The following is a 22,641-nucleotide window of genomic DNA, read 5'->3' on the forward strand; positions in this document are numbered from 1 at the left end:
TTCTGTAGAGGCGCACAGCAGTGCGTCTTTAGGGCAGTTATAAAGGCTTGTAACAAGTTTATAAAACTAGCTCAGATGAGCCTTTGTTCCTTTGAACCTTTGTCGCTTTGTCCCTCTTTTTAATCAAATAAATCCGAAGACAAATATCTATCACCGCGATCGCAGATAACGGCAACTATAACCCCAGATTCTAATTGTTCTGCGAGTTTTAAAGCTACGGCAACAGAGCCGCCGCTGCTCATTCCGGCGAAAACACCTTCTTCAAGCGCTAATCTTTTAGTCATTTCTCGTGCTTCTTCTTCGCTGACATCTATAACAGTATCTACTTTTGAAGCATCAAAAATTTTAGGTAAATATTCCTGAGGCCATTTACGAATTCCCGGAATTTGAGAACCGTCGCTTGGCTGTGCACCAATAATTTGAACAGCAGGATTTTTTTCTTTTAAATAAGTAGAAGTTCCAATGATAGTTCCTGTAGTTCCCATTGCCGAAACAAAATGCGTCACAGTTCCATCAGTATCATTCCAGATTTCAGGACCAGTAGTTTTATAATGCGCTTTCCAGTTGTCATCATTTGCAAACTGATTTAGCATGATATAACCGCCTTCAGCCACTTTTTTGTCGGCATAATCCCTTGAGCCAATAATTCCTTCTTCAGCAGGCGTTAAAATAACCGTAGCGCCATACGCACGCATGGTTTGGGTTCTTTCTTTTGTAGAATCTTCCGGTAAAATTAATTCTATCTCTATTTGAAACAATTGAGCAATCATTGCAAGAGCAATTCCGGTATTGCCGCTTGTTGCTTCAATTAATTTATCTCCTTTTTTAATTTCTCCTCTTTCAAGCGCTGCAGCAATCATGTTATATGCTGCTCTGTCTTTTACACTTCCGCCAGGATTATTTCCTTCCAGTTTCAGTAAAAGCTTAACATTTTTATTCTTAACCAAATTGACGGTTTCCATTAATGGAGTATTTCCAATTAGGTTTAGTAACTTCTGTGGACCCATTTTATTTTTTTTCTTTTATTTTAACTTCTGTTGTGGTGGTATTCAGTACAATCGAATCTTCGGGAATTGATTTCGTAATCCATGAATTACCGCCAATAATACTGTTTTTCCCTATGATGGTTTCGCCTCCCAAAATCGTTGCATTGGCATAAATGCACACATTTGCTTCAACGGTTGGATGTCTTTTTGCATTTTTCATGTCTTTGCTTACGCTCAAAGCTCCCAGAGTAACACCCTGATAAATCTTAACATGTTTTTTAATAACGCTGGTTTCACCAATAACAATTCCTGTGGCGTGATCTATAAAAAATGGCGAAGCAATATCGGCACCGGCGTGAATATCAGTTCCGGTAATTCTATGCGCATATTCGCTCATTAATCTTGAAAACAGCAATAAATCTAACTGATACAATTCATGGCTTAATCTGTAAATTGCAATCGCATAAAATCCCGGATAGGCTAAATAAACTTCATCGATGCTGTTTGATGCGGGATCATTTTCAAGAATATATTCGGCATCCTGATTTAATTTTTCTAAAACGCCCGGAAGTTTTGCTACAAATCTGTCCCAGATTGATTCGCATAAATTTTGAGGTTTTTTGCAGGCTAAAACGGCTATTTCTTTAAAGCGGATTTCAAGTTCATCGATACTTTCGTCAAGAGCAGCATTTGAATCAAAAAGAGTGTAAAAAAGCTTCTCGGTAAAATCTTCAGTTTTGGTTTTGATACCGTAGTTTATATTAGAATGGCTTTTTAAAGCCTTAATATTTTGTATGATATTGTCTTTAGTCACAATAGTAAAATTGAGTGGATATTTTAAAACGTTAAAAGTAAGGTGTTTTTTGTAAATAAGGATACGATTTAACGAAAGAAATTTTGCTTTCAGAATTGTATTTGTGATAAATAAAAGATTAATAAATGCTTCTGTTTTATATGATTCTTAAGAAGTTAATTGTGTAAATTAGCGGATAAAATCTACAAAAATGAAAAATAATTCAACTTTTAAAAGTTCGATTTCTGATATTTCTTTTCCCGAAAGTGAGAAAATTTCCGGTAATTCTATCCACGATCCCATTTTAGGCCTTATTTTAAAAGATCATCCTTCATTTTGTGATGATGACTCTATTTCGGTTCAGGAATTGAATGAATACCGTCAAAAATATATTTCTAATTATTTATCGACTGAAATTGGAACACTTTCAGATCTTGAAAAAAGTGTTATTTCTTCTTTAAAAGAAGATAAATCAATTGTAAGTATTGTTGAAGATGAAGATGAAAAAAGAAGTTTCGGTCAAAAAATAGCCGATAAAGTGGCAGACTTTGGCGGAAGCTGGACTTTTATTATTTCGTTTATAGCTTTTATTGTTATCTGGATTGGTTCCAATGTTTATTTTTTACTGGATAAAGGTTTTGATCCGTATCCGTTTATTTTATTGAATTTGATTTTATCCTGTATAGCCGCACTTCAGGCACCGGTAATTATGATGAGCCAAAACCGTCAGGAAGAAAAAGATAGAAACCGTGCCAAAAAAGATTATATGATTAACCTGAAATCTGAATTAGAAATAAGAATGATTCACGATAAAATTGATCATTTAATTATGCACCAGCAACAGGAATTAATCGAAATTCAGAAAGTTCAAATCGAGATGATGAATGATATTTTAAATCAGGTTAAGAAATAAAACAGGCCTAAAATATCAAAGATAAAAGTGTTTGTAGTAATAACCCAGACACATAAAAATGATATTTATTCCGGCAGCTTTCCAGATAATTTTTTGATAGTTTCTGGATTTATCCAAAAAATATAAAGCCAGTAAAATTAAAAATAAAAGGGTAGTGTAGATGGCCGGATACATCTTAAAAGCGGCCGAAAACTCGCCTTGAAAAAGTAAGAATAAAGAGCGCTGAAAACCGCAGCCCAGGCACTCAACTCCAAAGAGTTTTTTGAAGAGGCAGGGGATCATATATTTCTCTAAATTCACAGCGTATTTTTTTACAATTTTACAAAAAAATATTCGATAACATTTCAGAAGAAAGAAACTTCTATTTTAAAGTTTTATACTTTTGGATTCTTAAACTTTAGAAAATGAAAGCTTTTAAAATTTTAATTATGATTCTTGCCATTTCAGTTGCATTATATGAGCAGGTTTCTGATGATAAAAATATCTATATAATGGTAATTGCAATTGCTGTTTTTATGTATGGAATGATGCAGTTAAGCGCAAAAACGCCGAGTAAAAATCAAGAAAAAGAGGAGCAGGATGTTGACTAAAGGAGATAAAGTTTCGGTATTAGACGAAGCAATAAACGGAACAGTGGTTTCGGTTAAAAATAAAGAAGTTTTAATAGAAACTGAGGATGGATTTATGATGACATTTTTTGTCAATGAATTGCTTAAAATTCAGGATTCCAGTAATTTAATGAATTCTATTAAAAGAATTGATTTAGAAGAAGTTTCAAAAGAAAAAGCTGAGCCAAAACCACGAAGTTTTGTTAAGGAAAAGAAAGATAAGCGCGAAATTGCGGCTCCAGAATTTGATTTGCACATTGAAAAACTGGTTCCAAATAAACGTGGAATGTCAAATTATGATATCCTGACGCTTCAGACAGAAACGGCAAAAAGACATATTGAATTTGCGATTAAAAACCGCATTCCAAAAATCGTTTTTATTCACGGTGTCGGTGAAGGAATTTTAAAAGCCGAACTTGATTTTTTATTAGGCCGTTATGACGGAATTGATTTTCAGGATGCCAATTATCAAAAATATGGCTTAGGTGCGACTGAAGTTTATATTCGCCAAAACAATAAATAAAAGAATTTTTAAGACTTAAAATTCTTTATTTTTAAGCATAAAAAAACGTCTGTTTTTTGAATCTGATTTAATAAAAAACCGGATTAAAAAACAGACGTTTTTTGTAAGAATATTTTTTTGCTATTTTTTGGACGTTGGTGCTGTTACTGGAGGATCAGTTATTGTGCCAAGAACAAAATTATCTGCTAAATAAAAGCTGCTGTTTCCTTTTTTAAGAGTAACATTTTTTATGGTAATAGTATGCTTGTAAACAATACTTGTTGTTCCTGTTGCTGTTGTTGTAACTTCAACAATACCTTTGTTATCTGCTACGCTATTCCATACTGTGCTTATAGCTGGTGCTGAAGGTGCCGGGGTTATACAAAAGTACGAGCTGGTTAAAGTCCCTGTATTAGATTTAAAAGTAGTATAATTTATATTGTTTGCTGCTGCTGTTATTGCTGCAGATCTTGTACCTACTACTTGTTTAATAAGTGTCTGGTCCAGATTATTAACCTGCATAAAAGAAGTTGGATTAAAATTATAAACTTGTTTCTTATCTGTACATTGTAATGCCGGAGTTGTAAAAGTCAAATATAGCGGATCTGGTGAAGTTGTGTAATTTCCAAAAACAAATTCTTCTTCTGTTTGAGGGCCTGCAGGTTTTAAGAAAGTAATATTTCTAAAAACAATTTGATGATTGTAACCTGTAATTCTTGTACTTCCGTCAGTTTGGCTTTTATCTCCTGTAACTTGTGATGATGTAATTTCAATTATACCTGCTGTAGCCTGCCATTCTTCTGTTACATTTGGTGTTCTTGGCGGTATTGTACCGCAAATATTATCAACTGCAACTTTACCGTCATAAGCTCTGTAAAGTACACGATAAGTTGAATTATTTATATCGTAAATAAGCGGATCACCATCTGGTGTAGCATCGTTTTTAATACTGTTTGCCGGCAGCTGAAGTATTAATGCTTCCTGAGTTTTTAATTTATAAATTAGAGTTGGCGCAGTCTCGTCAGTACTTGAATTAGGACATTTTGCCGAAGTCTGAATATCTTCAAAATTAATTGTATCTACAGTTAAATCGCCGTCGTCGCATCCGTTTAACAAAAGAGCCAATATTAAAAGGCTTACATATTTTTTCATCGTAATTTTATTTGGGTCAAAAATAGTGAAAAATTTGGCAAATGAACTTTTAGATTAGACAATTGATATTTCATAACTTTGCATCAATGAAAAAAGTATACCTCGATAACGCCTCAACAACTGCTATGCGACCTGAAGTAATTCAGGAAATGACTAAAATTATGGCAGAAGATTTTGGTAACCCGTCTTCTACGCATAGTTTTGGACGAAATGCTAAAACAGTTTTAGAACTTTCAAGAAAAAGTATTGCCAAACATTTAAACTGTTCTGCGCAGGAAATTATTTTTACTTCTGGCGGAACAGAAGCAAATAACTGGATTTTGAGATCGGCAGTTGAAGATTTAAAAGTAGAGCGTATCATAACTACAAAAATTGAACATCATGCTGTTTTGTACAGCGTTTTGGCATTGCAGTCAGATTACAATATTCAGGTAGATTATGTAAATGTTAATCAAGACGGAAGTATTGATTTAACGCATCTTTCTAATTTGCTTTCTGATGAAAAGAAAACCATTGTTAGTTTAATGCACGTAAACAACGAAACTGGAACTGTTTTAAATTTGGATAGAGTGGGAGTTATTTGCAAACAATATAATGCTTTATTTCATTCAGACACCGTTCAGTCGGTTGGAAAAACAGAAATCGATCTTCAAAAAATTCCTGTAGATTTTATTCTGGCAAGTGCGCATAAATTCCATGGACCAAAAGGCGTTGGATTTGCTTTTATCCGAAAAAATTCTGGTTTGCAGCCGTTGATTTTTGGCGGAGAACAAGAAAAAGGCCTTCGTGCCGGAACAGAAGCTGTACATCAAATTGCAGGAATGGCAAAGGCTTTGTCTCTTTCTTATGAAAATTTAGAGGCAGAAAGAAATCATATTTATGACCTTAAAAAATATCTTATAGAAGAATTGGAACTTAATTTTCCTGGTTTTAGAATTAACGGAAAAAAAGATGATTTTTATAATATCATCAATATCACGTTACCTTTTTCTTCAGATAAAACTTCAATGCTTTTATTTAGTTTAGATATGAAAGGAATTGCAGTTTCAAGAGGAAGTGCCTGCCAGTCCGGAAGTATAAAGCCTTCACATGTTTTAAAAGAAATGCTCTCGGAGGATGATTTAAAATTACCAAATCTCCGAATTTCGTTCAGTCATTATAATACAAAAGAAGATATTGATTGGTTGATTGAGAGTTTAAAAGTTGTTTAGTTTTTAGGTGCAAAGGTTCAGAGTTACAAAGGTTCAGAGTTACAAAGGGACAAAGTTTTCTAAGGCTCTGAGGTACTAAGATTCTAAGTTCTAATTGAAATATCCTTCGACTTCGCTCAAGATGACATTATAGACCTGTCAGGCTGAGCGAAGTCGAAGCCCTTTACTTAGTTGCTAAGGTTCTGAGTTCTTTATTCAAAAAATCTAAAATCTAAAATCTACTCTAAAATCTAAAATTACTTACGAATAACTTTTACCTGCGAGTCGTTTGTTAATTTGATAATTGTCGATGGTTTCCCGGCAATTTTATCCTGATTTAGTTTTACTACATAATCAACACCTTTAATAATTTCGGGATTAATGTCTTTAAAAGAGATAGGAGTAGGCTGTCCTGAAATATTTGCAGAAGTCGAAACCAATGGTTTTTTCATTCTTTCCATTAATTTGAAACAAAAAGGTTCTTTTACCAATCTTATTCCGAGTGATTTATCGGCTGCAATAATATTGTGGGCAACGTTTCTGGCTTCGTCTAAAATTAAAGTCGTTGGTTTTTCAGATAAATCCATAATCTGCCAGGCCACTTCAGGAACGTTTTTAAAAACGTTGTAAATCATTTTTTCTCCATTCATTAAAACAATCATGCTTTGTGTTTCGGCACGTTGTTTTAGTTTGTAGATTTTGGTAACAGCCTCAGGATTAGTAGCATCACAACCTATTCCCCAAACAGTATCTGTAGGGTAAAGAATAATGCCGCCTTCTTTAATCACTTCATAAGCATTGTGAACTTCAGTATTTATATCTTGATTCATGACCTAAATATTTTAATAATAACAGAATAATGCTCTGTATTACGATGTTTGTGTATTTATAATTTGAGTTATATTTTTTAAATCTGCTTCAGAAATTCCCACATAAAGTGGTAAACATAAAATTCTTGATGCGATAGATTCAGAAACAGGCATTTTTTGTCCTTTTGTATATTCTATAGTATTCAAAGAAGGATAAAAATAACGGCGGGGAATTATATTGTCATTTGCTAAAGCTTCCAAAACTCTTAATAAAGTTTCTTCAGAATCTAAAATTACAGGATAATAACTATAATTCCATTCTGTGTTTTCTCTTATTTTTAAAGTTTTTACAGTATTGAAATTTAAATTGTTATTATAGAAATCAACCACTTTTTTTCTTTCAGAAATAATATGATCCATATATGGAAGTACCGCCAGACCCATTGCTGACTGCAGTTCAGAAATTTTAGCATTTATTCCTAAACCATGAAAAGCTAAAGGACCATTATGACCAAAATTATGACTGTAATAAAGCTGATAAAAAAGAGCTGGATCGTTGCAAAACATGGCACCGCCTTCTCCTGTGTGAAATAATTTAGTTGCGTGAAAACTACAAGTGCTTACATCACCAAAATTAAATACAGACTGATTGTTGAATTTAACTCCAAAACAATGTGCAGCATCATAAATAACTTTTAGATTGTGTTTTTTTGCAATATTTTCGATGGCAATAACATCACACGGATTTCCAAAAACGTGGGTTGCTAATATGGCAGTTGTTTTTGTTGTTATTGCAGCTTCAATTTTGGTTTCGTCAATTGTTAAATAATCCGGATTGATATCTACAAATACAGGTTTGCAGTTTTCCCATACAATTGCCGCAGATGTGGCAACATATGAAAATGGTGTTGTAATGATTTCACCGCCTTCTCCAAAAAGTTTTAAGGCAATTTGAATAGGAATTGTACCGTTATTAGTAATTATCAAATTAGAAACGCCAAGAAGATTTTTAAGCTTATCTTCTAATTCTAAAGTAAGTTCGCCTCTATTTGTTAGCCAAACTTTATCCCATGCACGTTTTACATAAGAATTATATTCTTCTTGCGGGGGCAAAAAAGTTTTGGTTACAGGAATCATTTAATTATGGATTTAATGAGTTTAATTTATCATTACGGATAAACTATTGTTATATTTGCGGGGTAAAATTAGGAAAAGAAACCTTAATTTTTGACATTAATAACTATTATAACATTGACGGTAGTTAAACACGTTATTAACGTGCTTGACAAACAAGGTTTTAAATAGTTTTTGTGAAATTATAGGAATGCTTTTTGATGTTTTCGAAAATCAACATTAAAGAATAAACAAAAATAAATTATAGGATTACTATGGAAATCAACGCTTTTTTGAAAAATTTTGCAGATATTTTAGATGATACAGATGCGGCTTTAATTACACAGGAAACTGTTTTTAGAGATTTAGATGAGTGGAACTCATTGACAGCTTTATCATTAATTGCAATGGCTGATGAGGAATATTCTGTGAAGTTAACGGGAGATGATATTAAATCTTCAGATTCATTAAATGATATCTTCGAAATAATTAAAAATAAAGGATAATTAAATGGCCGTTTTTTCAATAAATGATATTGTAATAAAAGGTATTTCTTGCTGTGTTCCTAAAAATAAGGAACGCAATATTGACTTGGATATATTGACCAAGGAAGAAATTCAAAAATTTATAGATGTAACAGGAGTTGAAGAACGACGCATTGCTGCAAAAGAAATTTGTACGTCTGATTTATGCTGTGAATCTGCTGAAAAATTAATTAAAGATTTAAACTGGCAGAAAGACGAAATCGAAATTCTGGTTTTTGTTTCACAAACAGGCGATTATATTTTGCCAGTTTCTGCTGCTATTCTTCAGGACAGATTAGGTTTATCTACCAATTGTATTGCTTTTGATGTTCCGCTAGGATGTTCAGGATATGTATATGGTATGTCTATTATTGCCGGAATGATGAAAGCAACAGGTTTAAAAAAAGGTTTGCTTTTGGCGGGAGATACAATTAGTAAAATTGTTTCAGATAAGGATAAAAGTACATTGCCGCTTTTTGGAGATGCCGGAAGCGCAACTGCATTTGAACTTGAAAATTCAGGAAACTTCCTTTTTGATTTAGGAACAGATGGTTCAGGTTATAAAACCATAATTGTACCCGATGGAGGATCAAGAAACAGAATAAACGCTGATTCTTTAGAAATAAAAATTATTGAAGAAGGAATTAGTCGTAATTCATGCGATTTGGTTCTTGATGGTATGGACGTTTTTGGCTTTGGAATTTCGCAAGGGCCTAAAACCGTAAATAAGTTATTGGAAAAATACGCGATTGATAAAGAAAAAATAGATTATTTTATTTTTCATCAGGCAAATTTGATGATGAATAAAATGATTGCCAAAAAGTTAAAACTTCCAGTTGAAAAAGTTCCGTATTCATTACAGCATTTTGGAAACACTTCTTCAGCGACAATTCCATTAACCATAGTTTCAGAATTAAAAGATAAAATAGAAAATAAGTCTTCTAATTTATTAATGTGCGGTTTTGGTGTGGGATTATCATGGGGAACTGTGTTTGTTGAAAATTGTAAAATAGAGGTTCTGGATTTAATCGAATTATAGAATGATTACATTACAAGATAAAAATATATTAGTTACAGGCGCATCTCAGGGAATTGGAAGAGAAATTGCAATTTCGGCTTCAAAATTAGGAGCAACTGTTACTATAGTTGGAAGAAATGTAGAAAAACTGCAGGAAACCATTTCATTGTTAAGCGGAAGCGGACACAAAATGCAGGCTGTTGACCTTTCTAATGCTGCAGATATTGATGAATTAATTGCGCAAAGTTTACCTTATGACGGCGTTATTTTTAATGCTGGTATTGTAGAATATCTGCCAGTTAAATTTTTGAACGAAAGTAAAATAGATGCTGTTTTTTCTGTAAACTTTGACAGTAATGTTATTCTAAGTCAAAAATTAATCAAAAAGAAATTGCTGAATAAAAAAGCATCTCTTGTTTTTATATCATCAATTTCATCAAAACTAGGCGTGGGTGGAACTGCTATGTATGCAGCATCAAAAGCCGCCTTAATATCTTTTTCTAAAGTATTGGCTACAGAGCTGGCTCCGCAGGGAATTAGATCAAATAGCATTTGTCCGGGAATTGTTAAAACAGCAATGACAGAACAGGCAAGTGATGCAGCTTCTGAAGAAGAATTAAAAAAAGCTGAATTAGAATATCCGCTGGGATATGGAGAACCATCAGATGTTGCCGGACTGGTTATGTATTTATTAAGTGATGTGAGTAAATGGATGACAGGTTCTGACTTAATTATTGATGGCGGATTCACATTAAAATAAAAATTATGAATTCAAACATACCTGCTTTTCATTATTATGATGACGCTGTTTTTGGCCAAGAAAACAATATGCTTTTTAAAAAAGTGTGGCATTTTGTGGGATTCAGATCAGATTTTTTAAATGATAATGATTTCATTGCTTTAAAAATTGCAGGCACACCGGTTGTGGTTCAAAATGTGAGAGGTGAAATTAAATCATTTTTAAACGTTTGTTCGCACCGTTTTTCCATAATTCAGCAAGAAGCATCTGGAAATAGACCTTTGGTTTGTCCTTATCATGGATGGGCGTATGATAAAAACGGAATTCCGAGCGGAATCCCGAAAAAGCCTTTATTTAAAAAATTTTCTAAAGAAGAACTTTGTGAAATGAAATTAAAGGAATTTAAAATTTCATTTTGCGGAGATTTATGTTTTGTTTCTTTAGATGAAGACATTGCACCTTTAGAAGATTTTATAGGCGTATTTTATGATGAATTAAAGACAATGTCATTAAGTTTAGGAAATAGAATTGATGTTAATTCTATGGAAATAAATGCAAACTGGAAAGTGATTGTCGAAAATACGCTTGAAAGTTATCACGTTGGTTTAGTTCATGCTGAAACTCTTGCTAAATTAGAACCTTCGGGATTAGATTTTGCTTTTGATAAAAATAATTCAAGTTGGACCAGTGATTTAAATATCGTAAAAGATAAAGGCGGATATAAAAAAATCAATACCCATTATTCACCAAGAAGCTACGATATAGAAGGTTACAAACATATACTGATTTTTCCTAATTTGCTGATATCAAGTACACACGGTATTTCGTTTAATTATTCTTTAATCGAGCCAATTACACCAGACAGTACAAAATTTACAAGTTACGTTTTTACAACCGCTACAGCTGATTCTGAAAAAACACCGATTGTAATTAAGGCTTTTGAAGAATCTTTAATTGGTTTTAACAGAGAAGTTTTTGATGAAGATAAAACGGTTTGCCAGCTTGTTCAGCAAGGCGTAAGACATACCAATTTATCAGGAAAACTATCTGATGAAGAAGAACGAGTACATCATTTTCAAAAACAATATTTAAAATTCCTGGAAAATGAAAGCTAATATAAAAGCCATATCTTATTATCTTCCAGAAGAAGTTCTGTCGAATGATTTAATAAATAAAGAATTTCCGGAATGGGATATTGAAAAAATCAGTTCTAAAACCGGAATCAATTCAAGACACATAAGCGCAAAAGATGAATTTTCATCTGATATGGCAGTAAAAGCTGCAGAACGATTATTTGCAGAACACAATATCGACAAATCGACTATTGATTACTTATTGTTTTGTACTCAAAGTCCTGACTATTTCTTGCCTACAACGGCTTGTATTATTCAGGATAAATTAGGACTAAATACTTCAATAGGAGCTTTAGATTTTAACCTTGGATGTTCAGGATTTGTTTATGGATTAAGCTTAGCAAAAGGTTTAATAGCTGGTGAAATGGCAAAAAATGTTTTGCTGATTACCTCCGAAACCTATTCTAAATTTATTCATCATAAAGATAAAAGTAACAAAACTATTTTTGGAGACGCCGCTGCCGCAACATTAATATCAAGCGAAGAAGGATTTTGTTCTCTTGGTAAATTTATTTTTGGAACAGATGGAAAAGGGGCAGAAAACTTAATTGTAAAACAAGGCGGAATGCGTTTTCCGGTTTCTAATGAAAATGAAGATATTCACGATGAATATGGAAACGTTCGAAATGATAAAAACCTGTACATGAACGGTGCAGAAATTTTCAATTTTACAGGAGAATTTGTTCCGAAACTTACGGAAGCTATTTTAGAGAAATCGAATTTAGCCAAAGAAGATATCGATTTATATATCTTTCATCAGGCAAATAAATACATGCTTAATCACCTGAGAAAGAAAATAAAAATTCCCGAAGAAAAGTTCTTTATTGCTATGGAAGAGTGTGGAAACACAGTTTCATCAACAATTCCGATTGCTTTATATGAAGCTCAAAAGCAAGGGAAATTAATACAATCCAAGAATTTAATATTGGCAGGATTTGGCGTAGGATATTCCTGGGCTGCTTGTAACTTAATAATTTAAAGATGAAAAATTTAATCATAATAGGAGCAAGAGGATACGGCCGTGAGGTATGTGGGCTTGCAAGACAATGTTCGGGCTATAATACTGAATATACTATAAAAGGTTTCTTAGATGATAAATTAGATGCTTTAGACGGTTTTGAAAATTACCCTGCAATCATTTCATCAGTAGAAAATTATGAAATTCAGGATAATGATGTATTTGTTTGCGCACTTGGAGATCTGAAATGGAAAAAACATTATGTCGAAATAATTTTATCAAAAGGAGGTCAGTTTATTAATTTGATTCATCCAACGGTAGTTTTTACATCAAACGTAAAATTAGGTAACGGTATAATTATATTCATGTATTCTAACATAAGCAATGACTGTGTACTTGATGATTTTGTAACAATTCAGGGATTTGTAGCCATTGGGCATGATTCTAAAATTGGTAAATGGTGCCATATAAATGCCTATAGTTTTACCGGAGGTTATACTGTTTTAGAAGAAGAAGTATGCTTAAATACACGATCTACAGTTTTGCCTAATATAATCGTTCGAAAAGGCGCAACAGTTGGCGCTGCCAGCCTTGTTATTAAAAATGTAAAAGAAAATACTACTGTTTTTGGTGTTCCAGCTAAAAAAATGGAGTTTTAAAAATCCTTACTAAAGACTTAGATTTTTGTAAATCATAAAACAATGATAGCTATAATACTAGGTTTTGTTTAGTGAATAAATTAAAATATGAGAGATCAAAATGATATCATTTCAAGTTGGAATAATAATACAAATCCTTTAGTAAGCATTATTTGCACCACATTTAATCATGAAAGTTTTATAGGTGAAACGCTAAATGGCTTTTTAATTCAAAAAACTACATTTCCATTTGAAATAATCGTGCATGATGATGCTTCTACAGATAATACTGCATCTGTAATTAATGATTTTGCTGCAAAATATCCTTTAATAATAAAACCAATTTTACAGAAAGAAAATCAGTATTCTAAAAAAGAGGTTAATATTTGGAGTGATTTTACCTTTCCAAAAGCACAAGGAAAATACATGGCATTGTGTGAAGGAGACGATTATTGGATTGATGAATTAAAACTGCAAAAACAAGTTGATTTTTTAGAAAACAATTCAGAGTATGTAATTACCTGGACTGATTTTTATACTAAAAAAGAAACTGAATTAATACCAAACGATTTTAACAACACTTTGCCAGCCGTATATACAATTGATTTTAATACTATTTTTAAGCCGTATTGTACTTATACTTTAACGAGCGTTTTCAGAAAAGATGCGGTTGATCCTTTAGATTATAAAAAGTTCCAATACAGTAAAGATAATACACTTTATGCTTTGGCTCTTTGTAACGGAAAAGGAGCTTTTCTGAATTTTCAAGGCGCAGTTTACAGATGGCATTCAGGAGGAATTTATTCTTTGCAGACGCCATTCCTACAGCGTTATTCCTCTTATCTGAATTTAAAAGAGATATTTGACCATATTCCACAATCCAGAACACAAAACATTAAAAGAGTTTTAGGAACTTTGCTAAAAGCTTCGGCTTTTGAGGCTTTGAAATTGCGTAAAAACAAAGAATTTAAAAATAGCCAAGATCATCAAAATGCTATAAATGAATTTTTAGATAAAGCCAGCTTGTCATTAAAAATGAAATATCTGTGGCGATATATTAAAACAAACATTTAATTATTACTTCCCGGTTAACGATTTAAAATAAAGAAGTACTTTATCAACGAAGTTTATTTTTTGGAATAATGAACTTTCGTTATTTTTCAAATGTTTATACAATGAAAGGTTATAAGAACCTGCATTTCGAACAATGCGGATTAAATTTTTAGTGATATGCTTTTGAAAAATCTCATGATTAAAATATCCTAACTTTTCATTTTGCGAAAGCAGGAATTTTGAAGCATCAATAGTTTGTATAATTTCTTCTGGAGAAAGACCTTTTTTAAACGAAACAGCATTTAGGTAAAAATCAATTTTTGGATCGGCAGGATTAATTTCAAGCGAAGCCAATTGATTTACTTTTACTCTTTTTACAGATCGGTTTACATTATCAATTTTTGTTTTACTGATGTTATTATTGTGCTGTCTGTAATTTAATAGAGATTCAGGAATATTATAAAAGTTAGTTTTAGCCAATAATCGACTCCATAAATCATAATCCTCAACAGGGACATAATCATTATCGAATTTTAAATCTCCTAAAACTTCTTTCTTAAACATTACAGTTGGATTCCCAATGTTACAACTGTGTAAAAAAGATACTTTGATAGCATCTGGATTTGTGTTATGCTTTATGATTTTATCTTTTTTTGATCCAAAAAAAGTAAACCATGTTCCGCAGACTCCAATTTCCGGATTGTTTTTTAATACTTCAATTTGTTTTTCAAAACGGGTTGGCAAAGCAATATCATCAGCATCCATTAAGGCAATATAAGTACCTTTTGCAGCGTTAATACCTTCATTCCTAAGGTTTGCAGGTCCAACATTCTGTTCTTTGTCTATAATAATTATTCGATTATCTTTAGCTTGAAATTTTTTAATTATTTCTAAACTTTCATCAGTAGATTTATCGTTTAATATGATAAGTTCAAAATCTGAGAATGTTTGACTTAAGATACTTTCAATGCTTTCGTGCAAAAATGAAGCTGCATTAAACACAGGAATTATCACAGAAATTTCAGGAAATTGAAGAATTTGCATGGTTTTTGTTTTATAAGGCAAAGATAATGTTTAAGTTAAAATTATCTTAAAAATTCGAAAGCAAATTTCGTAGATAATTTCGGAATGTTTTTATCTTTGCCCCTAACAAATTTAAATAAATGAAAAAAATTCAGGTCGGATTTTTAGTGTCGTATGATTATGAATTGCTTAAAATTGCTATTCCACAAGTATATAAAGAATCTGACTCAATTTTTTTAGCAATTGATAAGGAAAGAAAGACCTGGAAAGGAGAATCTTTTGTTATAGAAGACGATTTTTTTCAATGGTTAAGGTCGATTGATGTCGATTCTAAAATAGAAATACTTGAAGATAATTTTTATCATCCGGAACTTACCAGCATGCAGTGTGAAGTTTTGGAACGAAAAATTCTTGCCGATAAAATGGGTATAGGCAACTGGCTCATTCAATTAGATGCTGATGAATATTTTTTAGATTTTAAAGGATTTGTAAAATTTTTAAAGTCAAAAAATCATTTTCTGGATAATCCAGAAAAAAATCAGGTTCAGATTTCTCCATGCCTTATAAACCTATATAAAAGATTGGATAAAGGAGTATTGTATGTTAAAAAGCCGACCAAAATTATGGTGGCTACAAACTATCCTAGTTATAAAATAGGACGACAAACCCGTAAAAGAATCATTTATTTTAAAGGCCCAATTTTACACGAATGCATATCCAGAACAAAAGAAGAACTGGAAATGAAGTTTAACAATTGGGGACATGATACGGATATCAATAAAGAAGAATTCCTAAATAAATGGGAAACTGTAAACGAATGCAACTATAAAAGCATGCGAAACTTCTTTTATATGGAACCGGAAAAATGGAAAAAACTGGCATTTGTTAAAGGTTCAACTTTTAATGAAATTAAAAACAACCTGGACTTTTTTAAAGTTCTGCCTTCAGATTTTTTCATTTGGAAAAAAAACGTCGGGCAGTGGTTTAAACATTTAAATAAATAGAATTTATTTTAAAATCTCTTTATAAACATTAAAATATTCAGAAGCTGCAACTTTCCAATCGAAACTTGCGGCTCTTTTTTTAAGTTGATTTTCTATTTCGGTTTTATTATTGTCAAAATTGTTTAATCCGTTAAAAAGAATATCTTTCATGTATTCAGGATCAAAATTGTTCCAATAATTAGAGACATCGCCTCCAATTTCAGGCAGCGAAGTTTTATCAGATAAAAATACCGGTTTACCAAAACTCATCGCTTCAATTGGCGGAAGTCCAAAACCTTCGCGAATTGACGGAAAAAGAAATGCCGTACAGTTTTTCATATAAAACTGTTTTCCTTCATCAGACACTTTTCCGGTTAAAAAAACCTGATTTTCTAAATTATTATCAGAAATGAGTTTTTTGATTTCTTCACCGTATTTTTTATCGTTATTTCCTGAAATAATTAAATTAAAATCTTTTATGAATTTCATCATATTAATGATCGAACTGTAATTCTTTCGCTCAATAAAATCTCCAATGCAATAAAAGAAAGGCTTATCAACAGGAACATTTGAAACAAAAGCAGAAGTATCTAAAAGTGTTGAAATTGGGTTTCCGTTATAAATCACATATTCAGGAACATTTGGCACATTAAAATGTTCGTGTGTATGTTTCTTTGCAAATTCTGAGATATAAGTAATCGCAGTAGATCTTTCTAGTTTTTCTGCAAAAAGCTTCTTTAATTTAGGGCTTTTATCGTTTGAAACTTCTTCAACAAAATGAATATCGTGAACAGTAAGCAGATAATTTATTTTGTGAAAAGGTTCAACTTTAATGTTTTGATTTACAGAATGCCATAAATCGTATTTTTTTCGAATTCTAAACAACGGATGTCTTGAAAGACTGCTGTATTTATGGTATTTAAATTTATCCTTAAATTCGTCTTTTAAAAGTTCAGGTTTAGCACTATTCAGCGTTAGTTCGTAATTATTAAAATCTAACGTAGATAATCCTTTAATTAATTCATAATTAAAAGTTCCTAAACCCGATGCTCTGTTGTTGATATTGTGCGTTTCTAGAAAGATACTTTTTGAGGACATTATTTTCTTTTTTACGAAAGTACAATAATAATTTGAAGTCTTAAATCGTATCCGTATTTTTGTCCCCTTATAAAAAACTACTGATGAATTTTAAAGTAAATCCTTCTTTCGAAAATAACACTCCGGCAATTCTGAATACCATCAAATCGTTTGGCTCATCTGGCGAACTTTTTGGAAACGGAGATCGTAATAAGATAAAATTGTTTGATTTAGAGGGAAAAAAAATCAATATCAAATCATTTAAAATTCCGAATATAGTTAACAAAATTGCTTACCGATATTTTAGAAAGTCAAAAGCCAGACGTTCGTTTGAATATGCTACGATTTTATTAGAAAAAGGAATTGGAACTCCAGAACCAATTGCATTTCTTGAAAATTTTAATTTAGTAGGTTTAAAAGACAGCTACTATGCCAGTGAACATTTAATTACAGAGCTGACTTATAGAGAATTGGTAGAAATTCCTGAATATCCTGATAATGATAACATTTTAAGACAGTTTACAAAATTCACTTTTGATCTTCATGAAAAAGGAGTAGAGTTTCTGGATCATTCACCGGGAAATACATTAATTAGAAAAAACGAAAACAACATTTATAGTTTCTTTTTGGTCGATTTAAACCGAATGAATTTTCACGAGAATATGAGCTTTGAACAACGTATGAACAATTTTAGCCGTTTAACGCCTAAAAAAGAAATGATTGCTGTAATGAGTAATGAATATTCTAAATTCTATACGGATAAATCAGAAACTGAAATTTTTGAAAAAATGTGGCAGGCAACTTCTACTTTTCAGGAAGAATTTGCAAGAAAGAAAAGATTGAAAAAGAAACTTAAATTCTGGAAGAAATCTTAATTTGTTTCTGGATTTTTTTAAGTTCCTGAAAACGTACCGAAACACTCAAAGCATTTAAGTAACAGATAATAATTCCCTTTCTTCCGTCCAAAAATCCGAGTCTCAATAAGTATTGGTTTAAAAACTGATAAACAGGTCTAATATAGAAATGAAAAAAGTTAGGGTTAGTGTTTTTTATTAACTCTTCCTGCGCTTTTAACTGCCCGTAAAAAATCATTTTTTGTTTATAATTTTCGTAATTAGAATAAGAATGGTGTGTTAGTTTGTGCTTTAATTTTTTAGTTTCTCCTTTTACAATTAGTTTTTCGTGCACAATTTTATTGTTATTATAACGTGCATCTTCTTTTCTAAAAAGACGAATAATTTTATCATTCTGCCAGCCGCTAAAGTACAGTTTCTTGTTTTCGAAGATAAAATCTCTACGAAAAAAATAAGCAGAAGCACTTTTTGGCTGATTTATTTCACTAATAATTTCTCGCTGCAATTCCGGACTTATTCGCTCGTCGGCATCGATAAAAAGAATCCATGAATTTGTAGCTAAATCTATTGTATAGTTTCGCTGAATCGCAAAATTATCAAAAGCACGCTGAACAATTTTTACATTTTTGTAAGTCGATGCAATTTCGAAAGTTTTGTCGGTACTAAAAGAATCAACGACAATTATTTCATCGGCAAAAGCCAAATTATCAAGAACTTCACGTATGTTGGATTCTTCATTATAAGTTATCAATAAAGCCGATAAAAGTTGTTTTGGAGACGAAATCATTTTTAGAGGATATTTTTTTCTAGAAATGATTCAATTTTGTCTTTAAAAAATTCAGGTTTAAATTCCTGATACAAAGACAAAGCTTCTTTTTTAAGCATTTTTTCAGATTTCTGCTCAAATAAATCAGAACGATAATCTTTCAAATGCACAGATAAATGGTGAATTTCATCTTCAAACGTAGCCCAGATTTTCTTTTCAATCCAAGGAGAAAAAATGATGAACGAAGGTTTTTCCAAAGCTTTTGCCATATTTATGGCGCCGCCGTCGTTTCCTATAATCAAATCACATTGATTCATAATCGCAATAAACGAACGTAAGTCGCCGCCTAATAAATCAAAATATATCTTTTCCTGAGTCGAAGGTTTACAGGCGTTAAAAACCGTTTTTGCATCTTCAATCTGCTTGGGGAAATAATTAAAAAGAATGTTTACATCAGCATTATCTGCAATATAATCCACTACTTTCGACATGAATTCCAGCGGATACGTTTTTAATTTCTCGCTTCCTAAAAGACTGATCATTACCGTTTTTCTGTCTTTGCGAACATTATGTTTTTCAAAAACGGCTAAAGCTTCCTGATTTTCTTTTTCAGAAACAAATAACTTCGGGATTGGATCTATGTGAATTTTTAAATCTAAAGGTCCTATTAATGAAAGTCTTCTTTCAATTGCTAAACCTAAATTAGTTTTAGGAAAAGGGGCGAAAGGAACATTATCGGTATAAAGAAAATTTCTTCCGGGTTTTTTATAAGAGATTTTTCTTTTGGCGTTGCTTAAAAATACTAAAATCCAGCTTTCTAATTTTGAATAGGCATCAATAACCAGATCGTATTTTTCATTTCGAATTTGAAAACCAAGTTTCAATAATTCTTTTTTACTTTTTCGATGTTTTTCTTCAAATAAAATGATGTTGTCAATACTTGAATTGCCTTCTAAAACCGGAGTTGTCGAAGCATAAACCAAATAATCTATTTGAGCATCTGGATAAGCAGTACGCAGATTATTGCAAATAATACTGCTGACTAAAACGTCTCCAATCATTTTTTGTTGAATAACAAGTATCTTCATCTAAAAAGGGAATCTTTTAATTGGTTACAAATTGAAGCAAAAAAAATCCAAATTCCAATCATAATCAATTGGAATTTGGATTTTTTAATTTATTTGTTCTTTATAAATTATACCGCAACGTCGTATTCGCGAAGTGCATTATTTAATGAAGTTTTCAAATCTGTAGATGGTTTACGAGTACCAATAATTAAAGCACATGGAACCTGAAATTCACCAGCAGCGAATTTTTTAGTATAACTTCCAGGAATTACAACAGAACGTGCAGGAACAAAACCTTTCATTTCAACTGGTTCATCGCCTGTAACGTCAATAATTTTTGTTGAAGCAGTCAAACAAACGTTAGCACCAAGAACAGCTTCTTTACCAACGTGAACACCTTCTACAACAATACAACGAGAACCAATAAAAGCACCGTCTTCAATAATTACCGGAGCAGCTTGTAATGGTTCTAAAACGCCTCCAATACCAACACCACCGCTTAAGTGAACGTTTTTACCAATTTGCGCACAGCTTCCAACAGTTGCCCAAGTGTCAACCATAGTTCCTTCGTCTACATAAGCACCAATATTTACATAACTTGGCATTAAAATTACTCCGCTTGAAATATAAGCTCCGTAACGTGCTACAGCATTTGGTACTACACGAATTCCTTTTTCAGCATAACCTTTTTTCAGCAACATTTTATCGTGATATTCGAAAATACCAGATTGCCATGTTTCCATTTTTTGAATTGGGAAATACATTACAACCGCTTTCTTAACCCATTCGTTTACCTGCCAAGCGTCACCAACAGGTTCAGCAACACGTAATTTTCCTGCATCAACTAATTCGATAACTTCTCTAATAGCGTCAGTTGTAGTTTGTTCTTGTAATAAAGCTCTGTTTTCCCAAGCTTGTTCAATTATAGTCTGTAAAGAATTCATAGTTTAAATTTTTGGCAAAGATAACGTATTTACGGAAAAGCAAAAAAGTAAACGGAGTTGAAAGTGTTATAAATATAACTTTTTGTTTTTAATTTGATAAATTACGTTTCTCAATATAGTTTCGATTTTAATAATTCGCCTTTAAAAGTTTTTTTTATATCAAAATATGACAAATGTCAGATTCTTTGCTTTTTCTTCCAGCTACTTTTGCCGGATTAATTCTGAGAAATCAGCATTAAAAATCCAATCCAAAACATAAAAAATCTACTAGACATGAATCAGGAAAATCAACTTAAAACTCCAGTCACAGTAATCGATAAAGAAGTTACATGGGATAAAACGCAGGTAATTATGAGCAAAACAAATGCCTTTGGTATTATTGAATATGCCAATGAAGTTTTTGTTGATGTTTGTGGTTACGAAGATTATGAATTAATGGGGCAGCCGCATAATATTATTCGCCATCCCGATATGCCAAAAGTTATTTTTAAAGTGCTTTGGGAAAATCTTAAAAACGGAAAAAACTTTCATGCAATCGTAAAAAATTTAGCAAAATCAGGAAGGTATTATTGGGTTATTACAGATTTTGATATTGCAAGAGATGAAAATGGAGTTATTGTAAATTATTTTGGAAGAAGACAAGCTGTTCCGCAAGAAGTAATTGCGATGCATATTGAACCATTGTATAAAAAGTTACTTCAAATTGAAGCGGCAAGCGGCGTAGAGTTTAGCGAGAAATATTTGATAGGTTTTTTAGAAGAAAAAAAGAAATCATATGTTGAATATATAAAGGAGTTAATTTACGATCACGAAAAAAATCAGGCAAAGTTTGCTCATTATGAAGAAGAACAAGAAGGAGAAGAAGAGGAGCACAGAGGTTTTTTTGGAAGATTATTTAACCGATAAAAGAGAATAATTTTAGTTTTAAATATTTAGGTTCGGGTCCGTTTTGAGTTTTCAAGGCGGGCCTTTTGGTTTTGAAGAAACATAATGTCTTTTTATAATTGATATTAAATTATCTTTGTAAAATGATTTAAATATTTATGGAAGTAATAAGATTGCAAGTAAAACCAGAAGCTAAAGAAAAATTATTTCAATTTTTAAGAACTTTTTCGTCTGATGAAATAAATGTAATTATTGAAGATGAGGAATTTCATAAAAATAAAAGAAAATTAGAAGCTACAATTGCTAAGATAGAAAATGGGACTGCGAAGTTTGTTACATTTGAGGAAATGGACGAAATACTAGAAAAAACGATTTCAAAATATGAAAAATAATGTCTTTTATTACTGAAATGTTTGCGTGAATTAAACACCAAATTTTATTTTTCTATCTTTTATAAAAATTTCAAAAAATGCCAAGAATCCTTTCCATAGACTACGGACAAAAACGCACCGGAATTGCTGTTACAGACGAAATGCAGATTATTGCATCGGGTTTAACTACGATTCCTACTCATACTTTAGTTGATTTTCTAAAAGATTATTTTGCTAAAGAAAAAGTAGAAGCAGTTTTAATTGGCGAACCAAAACAAATGAACGGTCAGCCATCAGAAAGTGCATCTATTATTAATGGTTTTGTAACCCATTTTTCGAATATTTTTCCGGAAATGAAAATCATTCGTGGAGATGAACGTTTTACTTCAAAAATGGCATTTCAAACCATGATCGACAGCGGACTTAGTAAAAAGCAACGCCAAAATAAAGGCCTTATCGATGAAATTTCGGCAACTATTATGCTTCAGGATTATCTTTCGTCTAAGCGTTTTTAAGTTTATTTCTGATTAAATTTCCATTTT

General features: G+C 31.8%; 27 protein-coding genes. 16 read left to right on the forward strand and 11 right to left on the reverse strand.

Translation table 11 applies throughout. The features are described from left to right. Positions 1 to 119 precede the first annotated feature (119 nt). A complete protein-coding gene (cysM, locus tag NLJ00_RS13385) occupies positions 120 to 1,007 on the reverse strand; it encodes a cysteine synthase CysM (protein ID WP_053473644.1) in 888 nt (295 codons plus the stop codon). A 1-nt stretch (position 1,008) separates the two neighbouring features. Beyond that, on the reverse strand, positions 1,009 to 1,800 hold the full coding sequence (gene epsC / locus NLJ00_RS13390; protein ID WP_053473643.1) for a serine O-acetyltransferase EpsC: 792 nt from the start codon (positions 1,798 to 1,800) through the stop codon (positions 1,009 to 1,011). 190 nt (positions 1,801 to 1,990) lie between these two features. Between epsC and NLJ00_RS13395 the strand changes: the two genes are divergently transcribed. After that, positions 1,991 to 2,692, forward strand: coding sequence for a DUF1003 domain-containing protein (locus NLJ00_RS13395; RefSeq protein ID WP_053473642.1), 702 nt, complete (start codon positions 1,991 to 1,993; stop codon positions 2,690 to 2,692). Positions 2,693 to 2,707: 15 nt separating this feature from the next. On the opposite strand, the gene NLJ00_RS13400 is transcribed toward NLJ00_RS13395, so the two are convergent. Further along, positions 2,708 to 2,974 (reverse strand): DUF2752 domain-containing protein, encoded by a 267-nt coding sequence (locus NLJ00_RS13400; RefSeq protein ID WP_319800435.1) that lies wholly within the window; start codon positions 2,972 to 2,974, stop codon positions 2,708 to 2,710. 122 nt (positions 2,975 to 3,096) lie between these two features. Here NLJ00_RS13400 and NLJ00_RS13405 point away from each other — a divergent pair, with 122 nt between their 5' ends. Both NLJ00_RS13405 and NLJ00_RS13410 read left to right on the forward strand, forming a co-directional pair. After that, complete coding sequence (locus tag NLJ00_RS13405; RefSeq protein WP_053473640.1) at positions 3,097 to 3,282, forward strand: hypothetical protein; 186 nt, start codon at positions 3,097 to 3,099, stop codon at positions 3,280 to 3,282. Then, the gene (locus tag NLJ00_RS13410) at positions 3,272 to 3,823 is read left to right on the forward strand and encodes a Smr/MutS family protein (protein ID WP_053473639.1); all 552 of its coding nucleotides are present in this window, start codon (positions 3,272 to 3,274) and stop codon (positions 3,821 to 3,823) included. The genes NLJ00_RS13405 and NLJ00_RS13410 overlap by 11 nt, the downstream gene beginning before the upstream one ends. Before the next feature lie 120 nt (positions 3,824 to 3,943). Here NLJ00_RS13410 and NLJ00_RS13415 read toward each other — a convergent pair whose 3' ends face one another. Next, entirely contained in the window at positions 3,944 to 4,954 is a 1,011-nt protein-coding gene (locus NLJ00_RS13415) for a hypothetical protein (protein WP_256634105.1), read from the reverse strand. An 86-nt stretch (positions 4,955 to 5,040) separates the two neighbouring features. Here NLJ00_RS13415 and NLJ00_RS13420 point away from each other — a divergent pair, with 86 nt between their 5' ends. Beyond that, on the forward strand, positions 5,041 to 6,165 hold the full coding sequence (locus tag NLJ00_RS13420) for a cysteine desulfurase family protein (protein WP_180861264.1): 1,125 nt from the start codon (positions 5,041 to 5,043) through the stop codon (positions 6,163 to 6,165). Positions 6,166 to 6,401: 236 nt separating this feature from the next. Here NLJ00_RS13420 and NLJ00_RS13425 read toward each other — a convergent pair whose 3' ends face one another. Next, complete coding sequence (locus NLJ00_RS13425) at positions 6,402 to 6,974, reverse strand: L-threonylcarbamoyladenylate synthase (protein ID WP_256634106.1); 573 nt, start codon at positions 6,972 to 6,974, stop codon at positions 6,402 to 6,404. Positions 6,975 to 7,013: 39 nt separating this feature from the next. Beyond that, positions 7,014 to 8,090 (reverse strand): DegT/DnrJ/EryC1/StrS family aminotransferase, encoded by a 1,077-nt coding sequence (locus NLJ00_RS13430; RefSeq protein ID WP_256634107.1) that lies wholly within the window; start codon positions 8,088 to 8,090, stop codon positions 7,014 to 7,016. A gap of 251 nt (positions 8,091 to 8,341) precedes the next feature. Between NLJ00_RS13430 and NLJ00_RS13435 the strand changes: the two genes are divergently transcribed. The 7 genes from NLJ00_RS13435 (at position 8,342) to NLJ00_RS13465 (ending at position 14,150) form a co-directional block, all read left to right on the forward strand. Beyond that, the gene (locus NLJ00_RS13435) at positions 8,342 to 8,572 is read left to right on the forward strand and encodes a phosphopantetheine-binding protein (protein ID WP_056206255.1); all 231 of its coding nucleotides are present in this window, start codon (positions 8,342 to 8,344) and stop codon (positions 8,570 to 8,572) included. 4 nt (positions 8,573 to 8,576) lie between these two features. Next, a complete protein-coding gene (locus NLJ00_RS13440; RefSeq protein WP_256634108.1) occupies positions 8,577 to 9,629 on the forward strand; it encodes a ketoacyl-ACP synthase III in 1,053 nt (350 codons plus the stop codon). A gap of 1 nt (position 9,630) precedes the next feature. Then, positions 9,631 to 10,368 carry an SDR family NAD(P)-dependent oxidoreductase gene (locus tag NLJ00_RS13445; protein ID WP_256634109.1) on the forward strand — a complete coding sequence of 246 codons (738 nt, stop codon included), beginning with the start codon at positions 9,631 to 9,633 and terminating at the stop codon, positions 10,366 to 10,368. A gap of 5 nt (positions 10,369 to 10,373) precedes the next feature. Beyond that, positions 10,374 to 11,462, forward strand: coding sequence for an aromatic ring-hydroxylating oxygenase subunit alpha (locus NLJ00_RS13450; RefSeq protein ID WP_256634110.1), 1,089 nt, complete (start codon positions 10,374 to 10,376; stop codon positions 11,460 to 11,462). After that, positions 11,452 to 12,459, forward strand: a complete 1,008-nt coding sequence (locus tag NLJ00_RS13455) for a 3-oxoacyl-ACP synthase III family protein (RefSeq protein WP_256634111.1) — start codon at positions 11,452 to 11,454, stop codon at positions 12,457 to 12,459. The genes NLJ00_RS13450 and NLJ00_RS13455 overlap by 11 nt, the downstream gene beginning before the upstream one ends. Positions 12,460 to 12,461: 2 nt before the next feature. Continuing rightward, positions 12,462 to 13,097 (forward strand): PglD-related sugar-binding protein, encoded by a 636-nt coding sequence (locus tag NLJ00_RS13460; RefSeq protein WP_256634112.1) that lies wholly within the window; start codon positions 12,462 to 12,464, stop codon positions 13,095 to 13,097. Between the two features lie 87 nt (positions 13,098 to 13,184). Next, entirely contained in the window at positions 13,185 to 14,150 is a 966-nt protein-coding gene (locus tag NLJ00_RS13465; protein ID WP_256634113.1) for a glycosyltransferase family 2 protein, read from the forward strand. Positions 14,151 to 14,153: 3 nt separating this feature from the next. Here NLJ00_RS13465 and NLJ00_RS13470 read toward each other — a convergent pair whose 3' ends face one another. Continuing rightward, positions 14,154 to 15,173: a glycosyltransferase family 2 protein gene (locus NLJ00_RS13470; protein ID WP_256634114.1), complete on the reverse strand. Its 1,020-nt coding sequence runs from the start codon at positions 15,171 to 15,173 to the stop codon at positions 14,154 to 14,156. A 119-nt stretch (positions 15,174 to 15,292) separates the two neighbouring features. On the opposite strand from NLJ00_RS13470, the gene NLJ00_RS13475 reads away from it, so the two are divergent. Further along, positions 15,293 to 16,156: a hypothetical protein gene (locus NLJ00_RS13475; RefSeq protein WP_256634115.1), complete on the forward strand. Its 864-nt coding sequence runs from the start codon at positions 15,293 to 15,295 to the stop codon at positions 16,154 to 16,156. A 3-nt stretch (positions 16,157 to 16,159) separates the two neighbouring features. Here the strand turns inward: NLJ00_RS13475 and NLJ00_RS13480 are convergent, their stop codons facing one another. Further along, positions 16,160 to 17,233, reverse strand: a complete 1,074-nt coding sequence (locus NLJ00_RS13480) for a glycosyltransferase family 4 protein (RefSeq protein WP_256634116.1) — start codon at positions 17,231 to 17,233, stop codon at positions 16,160 to 16,162. 83 nt (positions 17,234 to 17,316) lie between these two features. On the opposite strand from NLJ00_RS13480, the gene NLJ00_RS13485 reads away from it, so the two are divergent. Further along, on the forward strand, positions 17,317 to 18,087 hold the full coding sequence (locus NLJ00_RS13485; RefSeq protein ID WP_256634117.1) for a Kdo domain containing protein: 771 nt from the start codon (positions 17,317 to 17,319) through the stop codon (positions 18,085 to 18,087). Here the strand turns inward: NLJ00_RS13485 and NLJ00_RS13490 are convergent. From NLJ00_RS13490 to NLJ00_RS13500, 3 genes are all read right to left on the reverse strand, one after another. Next, the gene (locus tag NLJ00_RS13490; protein ID WP_256634118.1) at positions 18,065 to 18,853 is read right to left on the reverse strand and encodes a glycosyltransferase family 2 protein; all 789 of its coding nucleotides are present in this window, start codon (positions 18,851 to 18,853) and stop codon (positions 18,065 to 18,067) included. The two genes, NLJ00_RS13485 and NLJ00_RS13490, sit on opposite strands and share 23 nt — an antisense overlap. 2 nt (positions 18,854 to 18,855) lie before the next feature. After that, positions 18,856 to 19,920, reverse strand: a complete 1,065-nt coding sequence (locus tag NLJ00_RS13495; RefSeq protein ID WP_256634119.1) for a glycosyltransferase family 9 protein — start codon at positions 19,918 to 19,920, stop codon at positions 18,856 to 18,858. Between the two features lie 107 nt (positions 19,921 to 20,027). Further along, positions 20,028 to 20,843: a 2,3,4,5-tetrahydropyridine-2,6-dicarboxylate N-succinyltransferase gene (locus tag NLJ00_RS13500; protein WP_053473621.1), complete on the reverse strand. Its 816-nt coding sequence runs from the start codon at positions 20,841 to 20,843 to the stop codon at positions 20,028 to 20,030. Positions 20,844 to 21,116: 273 nt separating this feature from the next. On the opposite strand from NLJ00_RS13500, the gene NLJ00_RS13505 reads away from it, so the two are divergent. The 3 genes from NLJ00_RS13505 to ruvX all read left to right on the forward strand — a co-directional run bounded on the left by NLJ00_RS13505 (position 21,117) and on the right by ruvX (position 22,614). Beyond that, the gene (locus NLJ00_RS13505) at positions 21,117 to 21,749 is read left to right on the forward strand and encodes a PAS domain-containing protein (RefSeq protein ID WP_256634120.1); all 633 of its coding nucleotides are present in this window, start codon (positions 21,117 to 21,119) and stop codon (positions 21,747 to 21,749) included. Positions 21,750 to 21,886: 137 nt separating this feature from the next. Next, positions 21,887 to 22,120, forward strand: a complete 234-nt coding sequence (locus NLJ00_RS13510; RefSeq protein WP_256634121.1) for a hypothetical protein — start codon at positions 21,887 to 21,889, stop codon at positions 22,118 to 22,120. A gap of 77 nt (positions 22,121 to 22,197) precedes the next feature. Then, positions 22,198 to 22,614, forward strand: coding sequence for a Holliday junction resolvase RuvX (ruvX, locus tag NLJ00_RS13515; protein ID WP_256634122.1), 417 nt, complete (start codon positions 22,198 to 22,200; stop codon positions 22,612 to 22,614). Positions 22,615 to 22,641: the final 27 nt, after the last annotated feature.

The organism is Flavobacterium panici, assembly GCF_024499525.1.
GTDB lineage: Bacteria > Bacteroidota > Bacteroidia > Flavobacteriales > Flavobacteriaceae > Flavobacterium > Flavobacterium panici.

Coding starts and splice junctions, on each gene's coding strand:
- NLJ00_RS13505 (WP_256634120.1), top strand. CDS start 21,117: ATGAATCAGGAAAATCAACTTAAAACTCCAGTCACAGTAATCGATAAA.
- NLJ00_RS13460 (WP_256634112.1), top strand. CDS start 12,462: ATGAAAAATTTAATCATAATAGGAGCAAGAGGATACGGCCGTGAGGTA.
- NLJ00_RS13470 (WP_256634114.1), bottom strand. CDS start 15,173: ATGCAAATTCTTCAATTTCCTGAAATTTCTGTGATAATTCCTGTGTTT.
- NLJ00_RS13425 (WP_256634106.1), bottom strand. CDS start 6,974: ATGAATCAAGATATAAATACTGAAGTTCACAATGCTTATGAAGTGATT.
- NLJ00_RS13450 (WP_256634110.1), top strand. CDS start 10,374: ATGAATTCAAACATACCTGCTTTTCATTATTATGATGACGCTGTTTTT.
- ruvX (WP_256634122.1), top strand. CDS start 22,198: ATGCCAAGAATCCTTTCCATAGACTACGGACAAAAACGCACCGGAATT.
- NLJ00_RS13395 (WP_053473642.1), top strand. CDS start 1,991: ATGAAAAATAATTCAACTTTTAAAAGTTCGATTTCTGATATTTCTTTT.
- NLJ00_RS13485 (WP_256634117.1), top strand. CDS start 17,317: ATGAATTTTAAAGTAAATCCTTCTTTCGAAAATAACACTCCGGCAATT.
- NLJ00_RS13475 (WP_256634115.1), top strand. CDS start 15,293: ATGAAAAAAATTCAGGTCGGATTTTTAGTGTCGTATGATTATGAATTG.
- NLJ00_RS13405 (WP_053473640.1), top strand. CDS start 3,097: ATGAAAGCTTTTAAAATTTTAATTATGATTCTTGCCATTTCAGTTGCA.
- NLJ00_RS13440 (WP_256634108.1), top strand. CDS start 8,577: ATGGCCGTTTTTTCAATAAATGATATTGTAATAAAAGGTATTTCTTGC.
- NLJ00_RS13495 (WP_256634119.1), bottom strand. CDS start 19,920: ATGAAGATACTTGTTATTCAACAAAAAATGATTGGAGACGTTTTAGTC.
- NLJ00_RS13420 (WP_180861264.1), top strand. CDS start 5,041: ATGAAAAAAGTATACCTCGATAACGCCTCAACAACTGCTATGCGACCT.
- NLJ00_RS13415 (WP_256634105.1), bottom strand. CDS start 4,954: ATGAAAAAATATGTAAGCCTTTTAATATTGGCTCTTTTGTTAAACGGA.
- NLJ00_RS13455 (WP_256634111.1), top strand. CDS start 11,452: ATGAAAGCTAATATAAAAGCCATATCTTATTATCTTCCAGAAGAAGTT.
- NLJ00_RS13445 (WP_256634109.1), top strand. CDS start 9,631: ATGATTACATTACAAGATAAAAATATATTAGTTACAGGCGCATCTCAG.
- NLJ00_RS13465 (WP_256634113.1), top strand. CDS start 13,185: ATGAGAGATCAAAATGATATCATTTCAAGTTGGAATAATAATACAAAT.
- NLJ00_RS13430 (WP_256634107.1), bottom strand. CDS start 8,090: ATGATTCCTGTAACCAAAACTTTTTTGCCCCCGCAAGAAGAATATAAT.
- NLJ00_RS13410 (WP_053473639.1), top strand. CDS start 3,272: ATGTTGACTAAAGGAGATAAAGTTTCGGTATTAGACGAAGCAATAAAC.
- NLJ00_RS13435 (WP_056206255.1), top strand. CDS start 8,342: ATGGAAATCAACGCTTTTTTGAAAAATTTTGCAGATATTTTAGATGAT.
- NLJ00_RS13500 (WP_053473621.1), bottom strand. CDS start 20,843: ATGAATTCTTTACAGACTATAATTGAACAAGCTTGGGAAAACAGAGCT.
- NLJ00_RS13480 (WP_256634116.1), bottom strand. CDS start 17,233: ATGTCCTCAAAAAGTATCTTTCTAGAAACGCACAATATCAACAACAGA.
- NLJ00_RS13490 (WP_256634118.1), bottom strand. CDS start 18,853: ATGATTTCGTCTCCAAAACAACTTTTATCGGCTTTATTGATAACTTAT.
- NLJ00_RS13400 (WP_319800435.1), bottom strand. CDS start 2,974: ATGATCCCCTGCCTCTTCAAAAAACTCTTTGGAGTTGAGTGCCTGGGC.
- cysM (WP_053473644.1), bottom strand. CDS start 1,007: ATGGGTCCACAGAAGTTACTAAACCTAATTGGAAATACTCCATTAATG.
- NLJ00_RS13510 (WP_256634121.1), top strand. CDS start 21,887: ATGGAAGTAATAAGATTGCAAGTAAAACCAGAAGCTAAAGAAAAATTA.